The 12,206-nt window shown below is 73.2% G+C and carries 11 protein-coding genes; 4 read left to right on the top strand and 7 right to left on the bottom strand.

Translation table 11 applies throughout. From position 1 onward, the window contains the following. The first annotated feature begins 34 nt into the window (after nucleotides 1-34). Entirely contained in the window at nucleotides 35-1,078 is a 1,044-nt protein-coding gene (locus E4P40_RS00175) for an LLM class flavin-dependent oxidoreductase (RefSeq protein WP_135156551.1), read from the top strand. A gap of 58 nt (nucleotides 1,079-1,136) precedes the next feature. Here E4P40_RS00175 and E4P40_RS00170 read toward each other — a convergent pair whose 3' ends face one another. The 6 genes from E4P40_RS00170 to E4P40_RS00145 are packed head-to-tail and all read right to left on the bottom strand — an operon-like array spanning nucleotide 1,137 to nucleotide 7,134. Further along, complete coding sequence (locus E4P40_RS00170; RefSeq protein ID WP_135156549.1) at nucleotides 1,137-2,297, bottom strand: CaiB/BaiF CoA-transferase family protein; 1,161 nt, start codon at nucleotides 2,295-2,297, stop codon at nucleotides 1,137-1,139. Continuing rightward, nucleotides 2,290-3,834, bottom strand: a complete 1,545-nt coding sequence (locus tag E4P40_RS00165) for an AMP-binding protein (protein WP_167762057.1) — start codon at nucleotides 3,832-3,834, stop codon at nucleotides 2,290-2,292. The genes E4P40_RS00170 and E4P40_RS00165 overlap by 8 nt, the downstream gene beginning before the upstream one ends. Then, on the bottom strand, nucleotides 3,831-5,294 hold the full coding sequence (locus E4P40_RS00160; protein ID WP_135156545.1) for an aldehyde dehydrogenase family protein: 1,464 nt from the start codon (nucleotides 5,292-5,294) through the stop codon (nucleotides 3,831-3,833). The genes E4P40_RS00165 and E4P40_RS00160 overlap by 4 nt, the downstream gene beginning before the upstream one ends. 15 nt (nucleotides 5,295-5,309) lie before the next feature. Next, complete coding sequence (locus E4P40_RS00155; RefSeq protein WP_135156543.1) at nucleotides 5,310-5,609, bottom strand: hypothetical protein; 300 nt, start codon at nucleotides 5,607-5,609, stop codon at nucleotides 5,310-5,312. Continuing rightward, nucleotides 5,606-6,940, bottom strand: a complete 1,335-nt coding sequence (locus E4P40_RS00150) for an acyclic terpene utilization AtuA family protein (RefSeq protein ID WP_135156541.1) — start codon at nucleotides 6,938-6,940, stop codon at nucleotides 5,606-5,608. The genes E4P40_RS00155 and E4P40_RS00150 overlap by 4 nt, the downstream gene beginning before the upstream one ends. Nucleotides 6,941-6,942: 2 nt before the next feature. Beyond that, the gene (locus E4P40_RS00145; RefSeq protein WP_135156539.1) at nucleotides 6,943-7,134 is read right to left on the bottom strand and encodes a ferredoxin; all 192 of its coding nucleotides are present in this window, start codon (nucleotides 7,132-7,134) and stop codon (nucleotides 6,943-6,945) included. Nucleotides 7,135-7,261: 127 nt separating this feature from the next. On the opposite strand from E4P40_RS00145, the gene E4P40_RS00140 reads away from it, so the two are divergent. Continuing rightward, nucleotides 7,262-8,527: a cytochrome P450 gene (locus tag E4P40_RS00140; RefSeq protein ID WP_135156537.1), complete on the top strand. Its 1,266-nt coding sequence runs from the start codon at nucleotides 7,262-7,264 to the stop codon at nucleotides 8,525-8,527. Between the two features lie 2 nt (nucleotides 8,528-8,529). Beyond that, complete coding sequence (locus tag E4P40_RS00135; RefSeq protein ID WP_135156535.1) at nucleotides 8,530-10,143, top strand: FAD-dependent oxidoreductase; 1,614 nt, start codon at nucleotides 8,530-8,532, stop codon at nucleotides 10,141-10,143. A gap of 67 nt (nucleotides 10,144-10,210) precedes the next feature. On the opposite strand, the gene npdG is transcribed toward E4P40_RS00135, so the two are convergent. Further along, a complete protein-coding gene (gene npdG, locus E4P40_RS00130; protein WP_135156533.1) occupies nucleotides 10,211-10,888 on the bottom strand; it encodes an NADPH-dependent F420 reductase in 678 nt (225 codons plus the stop codon). Between the two features lie 74 nt (nucleotides 10,889-10,962). On the opposite strand from npdG, the gene E4P40_RS00125 reads away from it, so the two are divergent. Continuing rightward, on the top strand, nucleotides 10,963-12,195 hold the full coding sequence (locus tag E4P40_RS00125) for an FAD-dependent oxidoreductase (protein ID WP_135156531.1): 1,233 nt from the start codon (nucleotides 10,963-10,965) through the stop codon (nucleotides 12,193-12,195). The last annotated feature ends 11 nt before the right edge of the window (nucleotides 12,196-12,206 follow it).

Below are 12,206 nucleotides of genomic sequence, written 5' to 3'. Positions count from 1 at the left end.
GGAAGGACACCCGCCCTCGACCAGGAAGGTCGACATGCAGATCGGCGTGATCCTCGGTGACGTCCACGGCAGCGTGTCCCCCAGGCAGCACCTGGACGCGCTGCTCCGGCAGGTGGAGGCCGTCCAGCGCAACGGGCTGACCTACGTGACGATCGGCCACCACTACCTCTACGGCGACTACCGCTGGCTCCAGCCGATCCCGACGCTGGCCCGCATCGCCGCCGAGCTGGACGACTCCGTCACCCTGGGCACCGCCGTCATCCAGGTGCCGCTGCTCCACCCCATCGCCCTGGCCGAGGAGCTGGCCACCCTCGACATCATGACCCGCGGCCGGCTCGTCGTCGGCATGGGCGCGGGGTACCGCGAGGACGAGTTCACCGCGCTCGGCGTCGACTTTGCGAAGCGCTTCGCGATGATGGACGAGGCCATCCAGATCATGCGGCAGCTCTGGACGCAGGACGTCGTCAGCTTCGAGGGTCGGTTCTGGTCCTTCCGGGACGGGCACACGCACATCCGTCCGTGGCAGGACCCGCACCCGCCGCTGTGGATCGGCGCCATGAAGGACGCCGGCGTCCGCCGCTCGGCACGGCTGGGCGACGGCTGGCCGGTCACGCCGGAGACCACGGTGCCGGAGATGATCCGTCTCATGGCTCTGTACGAGGACGAGCGCGAGCGCCTGGGCCGGCCGCAGGTGAGGCACCCGCTGCGCCGCGAGATCGTCCCCGCGCCGACCACCGACGCCGCCTTCGACCGCTTCGAGGGCATGGCCAAGGAGCGGCTGCTCGCGTACGCCGCCCGGTCGCTCGAGACCCGGGACGCCGGGGTGCTCAGCCGCCAGTTCCGAGCGGTCGCCGCGAAGGAGACCTTCATCGGCACGCCGGACGAGTGCATCGAGCAGATCCGCCAGCTGGCCGCGATCGTCCCGATCGACCCGATCCTCGTGCGCGCCCAGTGGCCGCGCATGACCAGCGATCAGGTGGTGGCCTACCTCGACGACCTCGGCCGGGACATCGTGCCCGCCGTCCGGGAGATCGAGTCGGTCGACCGCGTCGTGCGCGAGGCGGCCGTCCCGTCCTGAGGTGCCGAAATGGCGGTTTCGGCACCTCGCCACAGGTGCCGAGATCGCCATTTCGGCACTAGGGCTCGGCGACGACGCCCGTCTCGAGCAGCTCGTCCACGGCAGCGCCGTCGTAGCCGCACTGGGCGAGGATCTCGCGCGTCTGCTGCCCCGGCGACACCGCCGGAGAGGGCACCGGGGTCGTGCTGCGGCTGAACCGCGGGGCCACGGCGGGCTGCGGATGCGGGCTTCCGTCGAGCGGTTCGTAGGCCGACCGGGCGACGGCGTGCGGGTGCGCCGCCGCCTCGTCCAGGTCGAGCACCGGCGTGACGCAGGCGTCCACCCCGGCGAAGGCCTCCGCCCACTCGTCCCGGGTACGCGTCGCGAACGCCGCGGTGAGCGCCTCGCGGAGCGCCGGCCAGCGGCTCCGGTCCTTGTGGCTGCCGGCGAGCCGGGGGTCCTCGTCCAGCCCGAGGACGGCGAGCATCGTCCGGAAGAAGCGCTCCTCGATCGTGCCCACGGCGACCCAGCGGCCGTCGGCGCACGTGTAGACGTCGTAGTACGGGCAGCCGGTGTCGAGCAGGTTGTCGCCGCGCCGGGCCGACCACCGCCCCCGCGCGCGCAGCCCGTGGATCAGGGCCATCAGCGTCCCGGTGCTGTCGAAGACATTCGCGTCCACGACCTGCCCGCGCCCCGACCGACCCGATTCCAGCAGCGCGCAGACGATGCCGAAGGCCAGCGACGACGCTCCTCCGCCGAAGTCGCCGACCAGGTTCAGCGGCGGCACCGGCCGCTCGCCGGCGCGCCCGATGGCGTGCAGGGCCCCGGTCAGGGAGATGTAGTTGACGTCGTGGCCGGCCGCCCCGGCGAGCGGGCCGTCCTGGCCCCAGCCGGTCATGCGGCCGTACACCAGCCGCGGGTTGCGGGCCAGGCATTCGTCCGGGCCGAGGCCGAGCCGTTCGGCCACACCCGGCCGGAAGCTCTCCACGAGGACGTCGGCCGTCGCCACCAGGTCGAGCACGACGTCGCGGCCGCGCGGCTGCTTCAGGTCGACGGCGATCGACCGCCGGCCCCGCTCCAGGACCGGGTTCGGGGTGTAGTCGGCCGACGCGGGCCCGGCGCGGTCCACGCGGACGACGGACGCACCCATGTCGGCCAGCAGCATCGCGCAGTAGGGGCCCGGACCGATCCCGGCGAGCTCCACGACGGTGATGCCCGCGAGCGGGCCGGTGTCAGTCATCGGCGGACTCGGCGGCGAGCAGCGCGCGCAGCCGCGCCTTGGCCACCTTGTCGAGGGTCGACCGCGGCAGCTCGTCCACCACCCGCACCTCCCGGGGGCGCTTGAACGCGGCGAGCAGAGCCGCGCAGCGCTCGGTCAGCTGCTCCGGGGAGAGGACGGCATCCGGCCAGGCGGTCACGAACGCCACCGGGACCTCGCCCAGCATGCGGTCGGGCCGCCCGACGACGGCGGCCTCCCGGACGCCGGCCACCCCGAGGAGCACCCGCTCGATCTCCGGCGCCCCGATGTTCTCCCCGCCGACCTTGAGCACGTCCTTGGCCCGCTCGGCGAACGTGAGCGTGCCCTCGACGTCGAGCCGCACCCGGTCGCCGGTGACGAACCAGCCGTCCGAGGTGAAGCACCGCGCCGTCGCCTCGGGGTCGTGCAGGTACTCCTGGAACAGCGAGACCCCCCGCCTGCCCCGCACGCGCAGGGTGCCGTCGGCCCCCGGCTCGACCGGGCGGCCGTCGTCGTCCAGCACCGCCACCTCGTACTCGGGCGCCGGGCGGCCCATCGACCCGGCACGGTCGGGGTGCAGCAGCCCGCCCACGACGGGGTGCGAGACGGTCTCGGTCATGCCGAACCACCCGATCACCGGGACGCCGCCCGTCACCGGCGCCGGATCCAGGCACGCGCTGCCGCCCCAGCCGCGGTAGCGGTGCCCGGACGGCACCTCCCGGTCGGCGAGCGCGCGGAGGCAGAAGGACACCACCGACGTCCACGTGGCTCCGTACCGCACCGAGACGTCCCAGAAGCGGGACGCCGAGAACTTCGGCATCAGCACGACCTGGCCGCCGGACCACAGGCTGGAGAGGAAGGAGTACGAGAGCGCGTTGGTATGGAACAGGGGCAGGTGCACGAGGTTGACGTCGGACGGGCCGAGCCCCTGGTGCGCGGCGCCGACCTGCCCGCCCCACAGGCAGTTGGCCTGGGTCCAGACGACGCCCTTCGGCCGCGCCGTGGTGCCGGAGGTGTACTGCACCGACGCCGGCGTCGACACGGGCAGCACCCCCGTCACGCCGTCCGGCTCCACCGCCAGCAGGGTCGCCACCGCGTCGGCACCGCCCCCTCCCGCGCCGCTGACGGCGAGGAACCGCAGCCCCGGGAGCGCCGTCGCGACGTCGTCGGCACGGTCGGCGGACACGACGGCGGCGACCGCGCCGCTGTGCTCGCCGGCGTAGCGGAGCTCGTCGACCGAGCCCGCGGGGTTGAGGCAGACGGCGACGGCGCCCACGGTCGTGGCGGCGGTCCACGCGAGCAGGAAGTCCGGGTGGTTCGGCAGCACGATGGCGAGGGAGTCGCCGGGGCGCAGCCCCCGCGCACGGAAGGCGGCGACGAGGGACGCCACGTCGCGGGCGAACTCCCCGCGGGTCCAGGCGGCCGGGCCGCCCTCGAAGGGCACCCAGGTGAGGAAGGGGCGGTCCGGCGCCGTGTCGGCCCAGCGTCGGACCAGCCAACCGACGTCGCGGCCCCCTCCCGGGGGCACAGGATCCGTCACGCGGGCCATTGCAGGTGCTTGACGGTGAAGAACTCCCCGAAGCCGTCCTCGCCCATGTCCATGCCGACGCCCGACTGCTTCGCACCAGCCCAGGGCACATCGGGCCGCGACCCGCCGCCCCCGTTGATGGCGACGGTTCCGGTCTCGAGACGGGCGGCGACCGCCCGCGCCTCCCCGGGGTCGCCCCACACGAGCGCGTTGAGCCCGTACCGGCTGTTGTTCGCGACCGCCACCGCCTCGTCGACGGTGTCGTACACGAAGACGGTGGCCACCGGCGCGAACAGCTCGTCCTGGGCGATCTCGTCGTCCGGGTGCACGTCGCCGAGCAGCGTGGGCTGGAGGAAGAAGCCGTCGAGGCCGTCGGGGCGCCCGCCTCCGGCGAGCACCGTCGCCCCCTTGTCCACGGCCCGGGCGAGGTAGCCCTCGACCCGCTCCCGGTGCTCCGCGGTGATCAGCGGGCCCACCTCGGTCGCCTCGGCGTACGGGTCGCCGACGGGGAGCGCGGCCAGCACCGTCCGGGCCCGCTCCAGGAAGGCGTCGGCGTCGTCGCGGTGGACGAGGATGCGGGTGGTCGCGCCGCACCCCTGCCCGGCGTTGCGGCAGAACCGCAGGATCGACGGCGTCACGGCCCGGTCCAGGTCCGCGCCCGGGAGGATCACCGTCGGCGACTTGCCGCCGAGCTCCAGCACGACCTTCTTGGCGGTCGGCGCGGCGGCGGTCATGACGGCGGCACCGACCGCGTTCGACCCGGTGAACGTCACCATGTCGACGGCGGGGTGGGAGCAGAGCCGCTCCCCCACGGCGGGATCGCCCGGGACCAGGTTCAGCACGCCCGGCGGGATCCCGGCCTCCTCGGCCAGCCGGAGGAAGGCCACCGAGCACAGGGCGCCGCGGGGCGACGGCATCAGGACGACGGAACAGCCGGCGGCCAGCGCCGGCGCCACCTTCCAGCTGATCATGTTGATCGGGTAGTTGTACGGCGTGATCGCGGTGACCACCCCGATCGGCTCCCGCAGCAGCACGCTCTCCGACTGCAGTGCCCCCGTCTGCGGCGGGAGCACCTCCTCGTAGCCGCCGCGCGGGCCGCGCTCGGCCATGTCGGCGGCCCACCGGAAGTTGACCGCCGGCGTGGCGGTCTGCAGGGTCCGCGCGAGGGAGATCGGCGAGCCCACCTCGGCGACGACCAGCCGGGCGAGCTGCTCGTGGTCCCGCTCGAGCAGGTCCGCGAGGCGGCGCAGCACGGCCGCTCGCTCCACCGGCGTCCGGCGGCGCCAGTCGCCGGCGTCGAAGCTGCGCCGGGCCGCAGCCACTGCGGCGTCGGCCTGGTCCACGCCGGCCAGCCGCCAGGTGGCCAGCTCGGCGCCGGTCCCCGGCTCCACCGAGGTGAAGGGGGCGCCGGTGCCGGTGGTCCACGTCCCGTCGAGGTAGCAGGTGCGCTCGGCGAGGGTCGGGTCGATCACGGGAACTCCCTGTGCTTACAGATCGATGTCCAGGACGAGGGACTGGAAGGCCTTGCCGTGCGGGTCCACGCGCAGGGTCATGGAGACGCCGCCGTCCAGGGCCCGCTCGAGGACGAAGTTGAGCCCGTGCGCCGCGGGGATCTCGTACCGCGTCACCGGACCGCGGACCAGGTCGCCGAAGTGTTCCTGCACGACCTCGGCGGTCAGCCGCTCCGCCAGCTTCGGGTAGTCGGCGGGGTCGTAGACGAAGACGCAGATGTTGCTCACCTCACCCTTGTCGCCCGAGCGGCTGTAGGCGAGCTCGCGCAGCTTCATGCCGCGACCACCTCGACGTCGAGCTCGACCAGTTCCCGGGGGACGTAGGCCGGGGTGACGCCGAGCGCCGGGACGACGCTGCCGGCGGCTCCCCCGCCGCCGGCCGGGCCGAAGTAGAGGAGCTCCATCTCGTGCACCGCCGCGCGGGCCAGATCGGCGTCCCGGGTGCGCAGCGCCATGCGCAGCCGCACCTCCGTCGGGTAGCCGCCCCGGAGCCGGTCCCCGAACAGCGAGTCGAACCCCTGCAGGTCGAAGCGCAGGTCGTCGATCCGGTCGGCCGCGGGCTCGAGGCGCCGGCGCACGATCTCCTCGGCCCGGCGTGCCCGCTCGACGCATCCGGGGCCGCCGTAGGACATCTCGCCGGTGGCCTTCCAGCCCTGGTCGACGCCGACGAGGACCTTCAGGTGCGTGGGGCGGGGCCGCCCGCGCGCACCGCCGAGGCGGACCCGGTCACCGCCCAGGTCCTCGAACGACACGGTGGAGAAGTCGGCCGTGACGTCGGGGGTGAGGTAGGCCGCGGGGTCGTGGATCTCGTAGTAGACCTGCGTCTTCATGGTCCGCTCGTCGACGGCGCCGCCGGTCCCGTCGAGCTTGGTGACGACGACCGACCCGTCCTCGACCTCGGCCAGCGGGAACCCGAGGTTGTGCGGGTCCGGGACCACCCGGTACGGCGGGTCCTCGAAGTTGCCGCCGGTGGAGTGCACGCCGCACTCGAGCAGGTGCCCGACCAGGGTGGCGTGGGCGACACGGTCCCAGTCGTCGAGCGCCCAGCCGAGCTCGTGGCAGATGGGGCCGACGAACAGCGAGGGGTCGGCGAGCCGGCCGCCCAGCACGATCTGCGCGCCGCCCTCGAGCGCCTCGACGATCGGCTCGGCCCCGATGTAGGCGTTCGCCGAGACCAGTGCGCCGCCGAGGGCGCGCACCGTCGTCCCGAATTCCGGCAGCTCCAGGTCGAGGTCGCGCACGAGGTCGCGGACGTCGTCCCCACGGATCACGCCGATGCGCGTGCCCGACAGGCCGACGGCCTGCAGGTTGCGCGCGAAGTCCGCGCAGGCGGCGTCGGGGTTGGCCGCCCCGAAGTTGCCGACCACCTTCCGGCCGGACGAGAGGTACCGGGCCAGCAGCGGCACCAGCGCGTCGATGCGTTCGTCCTGCCCGGCGGCGGGGTCCCGACGGCGGCGCACCTGCGCCAGTGCCATCGTGCGCTCGGCCAGGCAGTCGAAGCCGAGGTAGGAGACCCGGCCGCTCTCGGCCATCGCCGCCGCCGGCTCGAGCCGGTCGTTCGCGTAGGCGGAGCCGGCCCCGAGGGTGAGCACGCGGCCGGAGGCCATCGTCAGGAGACCTCGATCGCCAGTTCCGGGCAGCTGTCGGCGGCCAGCTGCGCGTCCTCCTCACGGCCCGGGGGGACGTTCTCGTCCTTGACGTATGCGTTGCCGTCCTCCTCGCGGGCGAAGAAGAGGTCCGGCGCACTCAGCCGGCACAGCCCGTGCCCCTGGCACGCCTGGTCGATCACCCTGACCTGCACGACGTCTCCTGTTCCACACCCCGGCGTGCTGCTCGCGGCGTCGACTCGAAGGGCGTCTGGCATTGACACCCGAGGAATCAAATATAACCATCATCACAGTCCCGCGGAACCCTTGGAAGGTGGAGCAATGCCCGAGAACGGACGCTGCCCGGTCGTGCACTTCGACCACAACTCCCAGGAGCACTCCGCCGACCCGGTCGCCTCGTACCGGGCGCTGCGCGAGCAGAGCCCCATCGCCTACACCGAGGCGTGGGGCGGCTACTACGTCCTCGCCGGCTACAAGCCCCTCTTCGAGGCCGCGCGCGACGACGACCGGTTCTCGTCGGCGCGCCTGGACCAGTACGGCGGTGAGGGCCTGTCGGTGGTCATCCCGAAGACCAAGCACCCGTTCCATATCCCGATCGAGATCGACCCGCCCGAGTTCCGCAAGTGGCGCAAGATCATCAATCTGATCACCGCGCCGGCGGCCGTCGAGCGCATGGAGCCGATCGTCAAGCACTACGTGACGTGGTTCATCGACCAGATCATCGAGGACGGTCAGGCCGACATGGCCGACGTCATCGGCGTGCCGGCGATCGTGACCGTCGACTGGCTGGGCCTGGACGTGGCCGAGTGGAAGCGCTACGCGTCGGCGTTCCACGCGACGCTCGTCGCGAAGCGCGGCAGCCCGGAGTACAAGCAGGCCGTCGAGGTGGACTTCCCCTACCTGGAGGAGCGGACCCGCGAGGTCATCGCCGCGCGCCGGGAGCACCCGACGGGCGACATCATCAGCTACCTCGTCCAGTCGGAGGTCGACGGCCGGCCCGTGACCGACGACGAGGTGTTCAGCATGGTCGACCTGCTGCTCTCCGGCGGGGTCGGCACGACGGCGTCCCTGACCAGCAACACCGTGGTCTGGCTCTACCAGAACCCCGAGGTGCGCCAGCGTCTCCGGGACGACCTCTCGCTGCTGGACAAGGCCATCGAGGAGTTCCTGCGGTTCTTCTCCCCCACGCAGGCGCTGGCCCGGACGGTCGCCCAGGACACCGAGCTGCAGGGCTGCCCGATGAAGAGGGGCGACCGCGTGCTGCTGGCCTGGTCGTCGGCCAACCGCGACCCCGAGCAGTTCGAGAACCCCGACGAGGTCGACATCGAGCGGTGGCCGAACCGGCACGTCGCCTTCGGCCTGGGCGTGCACCGCTGCGCCGGCTCGCACCTGGGGCGGGCGATGGCCAAGGAGATGCTCACCCAGATCCTGACGCGGATGGGCGACTACGTCGTCGACGAGTCGGCCCTGAAGCCATACCCGCAGCAGGGCACGAACAACGGCTGGATGAGCATCCCCGCCACGTTCACCCCCGGTCCGCGGGTGCTGCAAGGTTCGGCGGACCCCGAAGCCATCCCGTCGTACTGACGATGGAGCGCTTCGACGTCGTCGTCCTGGGGACCGGGGCGGCGGGGCTGTGCGCCGCGCTGGCGGCGGCCGATGCCGGTGCGACGGTCGGCCTGTTCGAGAAGGGCGAGCGGGTCGGTGGCACGACGGCCCTGGCCAGCGCCGTCGCCTGGATCCCGGACAACAAGTACGCCGCGGCGGTCGGCGTGCAGGACTCACGCGAGGAGGCGCTGGCCTACCTGGCCTCGCTCTCGCACGGGATGATCCTGACCGAGCTCGCCGAGGCGCTCGTCGACACCGGCCCCGAGCTGTGCGACTGGCTGGAGACCTCCACGCCGCTGCAGCTGCGGCTGGTGCCGGGCTTCCCCGACTACCACCCCGAGCACCCGGGCGGGAAACCACGCGGTGGGCGGTCGCTCGAGCCGGAGCTCTTCGCCTTCTCGCGGCTCGAGGGGTGGGGCGACCGGATGATCGGCACGCCGCGGCGCATGCGGGTGACCGAGACACCGATCGGCGGTGGCACCGGCGTCCTGGACGCCGAGACGGCCGAGCAGCGCGAGCGCGAGGGCCTGGAGGGCCTGGGCCGCGCGATGGTGGGCGCACTGCTGCGGGGATGCCTCGACCACGGCGTCGTCCCCCGCACCGAGCACCGCGCGGTCGACCTCGTGATGGACGGCGACGGGGTGGCCGGCGTCCGGTTCGAGACCCCCGACGGTCCGCTGGAGGTCGCCACCCGTTCCGTCGTCCTGGCCACCGGGGGCTTCGAGTTCGACCAGGACCTGGTCCGCGACTTCCTCCGGGGACCCATCCGCCACCCGGCCGGGGTCCCGACCAACACCGGCGACGGTCTGCTGATGGCCATGCGCATCGGCGCCCGCCTCGGCAACATGCGCGAGGCCTGGTGGGTCCCCGTCGCCGCGCTGCCCCGGACCGATGCCGACGACCACCAGCCGGTCCTGCTCGTCCTGCGCGAGCGGACCCTGCCGCGCTCGCTCATGGTGAACCGCTTCGGCGCCCGCTTCACCAACGAGGCGGCCAACTACAACGCCCTGGGCGGCGCCTTCCACCAGTTCGACGCGGCCTCGTTCAGCTACCTCAACCAGCCCTGCTGGCTGATCATGGACCAGGGCTTCGTCGACCGGTACGGCGGCTTCGGTACGGCCGCGGGCGGGCCCCTGCCGGACTGGGTGCTGCGCGCCGACGACCTGCCGTCGCTGGCCGAGCGCATCGGCGTCCCCGCCGACGCGCTCGAGGACACGGTCACCCGGTTCAACGGCTTCGCCGAGAAGGGCCACGACGACGACTTCGGCCGTGGCGACAGCGCCTACGACGGATGGTGCGGCGACCGCTCGGCCTACCCGGGCACCGCGGCCACGCTGGGACCGGTGGACACCGCACCCTTCTACGCCGTCGAGCTGATCTCCTCGACGCTGGGCACGAAGGGCGGCCCGCGCACCGACGTGGACGGCGCCGTCCTGCACGTCGACGGGGCGGTCGTCCCCGGCCTGTTCGCCGCCGGCAACGCCATGGCCGGGCCGACCGGGATGGTCTACGGCGGCGCGGGCGGCACGCTCGGCCCGGCACTGGTCTTCGGCTACCGGGCCGGGCGGGCGGCGGCCGCCCGCCGATCCGCCTGAGGTGCCGAAACCGCCATTCCGGCACCTGGATCCAGGTGCCGGAATGGCGGTTTCGGCTGGGTGCGGGCTAGACGTCGGTGATCTTGACGGCCGCGTGGGCCTTGTAGCGGCGGTTGATCGCGATGAGGTTCGCGGTGAATGCCTCGACCTGGTGGGCGTTGCGCAGCCGTCCGGCGTAGATCCCGCGGCAGCCGGCGATGCGGGCCGCGAGCTCCTGGACCAGGTCGGTGGCGGTCCGGTCGTCGCCGAGGACCAGCACGTCTGCGCCCACCGACGCGACGTCGTCGTCCAGCAGCGTCACCGCCGAGAGGTGGTGGAACGCGGCGACGACGGTCGCGTCCGGCAGGAGGCTCTGCGCCTGCTGCGCGGCGCTGCCCTCCTCGACCGGCAGGGCGTGGGACCCCCGCTCGTCGAATCCCAGCGGGTTGACGCAGTCCACGACCACCTTGCCCGCCAGGTCCTTGGCGAGGGACTCCACGAGCTCCCGGTGACCCTCCCAGGGCACGGAGACGACCACGACGTCCGACGTGCGGACGCACTCGGCGTTGTCGGCCCCGCGGACGCCGGCACCCAGCTCGGCCGCCACCGCGACCGCACGATCGGCGGACCGGGAGCCGATGACGACCTCCAGGCCGCTCTCGGCGAACCGCTTGGCCAGTCCGCGGCCCTGGGGCCCCGTGCCGCCGACGATCCCGATGACCGACCCGTCCAGGCCGGCGGGTACGGCTTCGCTCTGCGCGCTCATGGAACTCCCTCGGGTACTTGCTTGTGGTCCGTCTCTAGACTAATCATATTCATGAATAGCGTGAGGGGTAGAGGATGAGCCGCAGCATCGTGGTGGTCGGAGCGGGACTGGCCGGCCTGCGGGCCGTCGAGCAGTTGCGCGGGGCGGGGTGGACCGACCCCGTCACGGTCCTCGGGACCGAGAACCATCTGCCGTACAACCGCCCGCCGCTGACGAAGGCGGCACTCCAGGGCGGCGTCGATCCCACGGCACTCGCGTTCCGGCGCCGGCCGACGACCGAGGACGTCGAGTGGCGCCTCGGCACCACCGTGGCGGGCGTGGACCTCGACGGGCACACGGTGTCCCTCCAGGACGGCAGCACGCTGGCCTACGACGGCCTGGTCGCCGCCTCCGGCGTCTCGTCCCGGCGGCTCGACCTCGCCGCACCCCTGCACTGGCGGCACGCGATCCGCACCGTCGAGGACGCGCACGCCCTGCACCAGCAGCTCCGGCCGGACGCCCGCGTCGTCATCATCGGCGCGGGCTTCATCGGCTGCGAGGTGGCGGCGACCGCGGTCGGCATCGGCTGCTCGGTCACCGTCGTCGAGCCCTTCGCCGTACCGCTCGAGCGCCAGGTCGGCCCGGTCGTCGGCGAGGAGATCCGCCGCCGGCACGAGGAGCGCGGCGTCCGCTTCCACCTGGGGCGGGTCGTGGTCGCGGTCGAGGGTTCGGACGCCGGCCCCTCAGCGGTGGTCCTGGACGACGGCACGCGCATCGCCGCGGATGTCGTCGTCGAGGCCGTCGGGTCGGTCGCCAACACGGGCTGGCTGGAGGGGCAGGGCCTGGACCTGAGCAACGGCGTCCTGTGCGACCTGGACCTGCACCCCCTGCGGTCCGGCGTCCCGGTGCCCGACCTGGTGGCGGTCGGGGACGTCGTGCGCTTCCCCGTCCCCATGTCGGGGGCCCTGCACCGGATCGAGCACTGGACGATGCCCACGGACATGGCCGGTCACGCCGCCCGGAGCCTGCTCGCCGGCATGGAGGGGGCCACCCTCGAGGGGCCGCCGTTCTTCCCCGTGCCGACGTTCTGGAGCGAGCAGTACGGCGTACGCATCCAGTCCTTCGGGCTGCCGGCGCTCGGCCTGGACGACGTCCGGGTCATGGAGGGCGACCTCCGGTCGGAGGGTGTCGTGGGCTACCACCGGGACGGCGTCCTGGTCGGCCTGGTGCTGTTCGGGATGGGGAAGCAGATGGTCCCCTACCGCCAGCGGCTCGTCGAGGAGACCCGCGCCGCCGTCGCGCACCTCCTCGAGGAGGCCGCGCCCTGATGCGGCGCAGC

This window comes from Blastococcus sp. CT_GayMR20 (assembly GCF_004570345.1).
The sequence above is the reverse complement of the archived record's forward strand: the minus strand, read 5'-3'. Positions and strand labels throughout refer to the sequence as shown.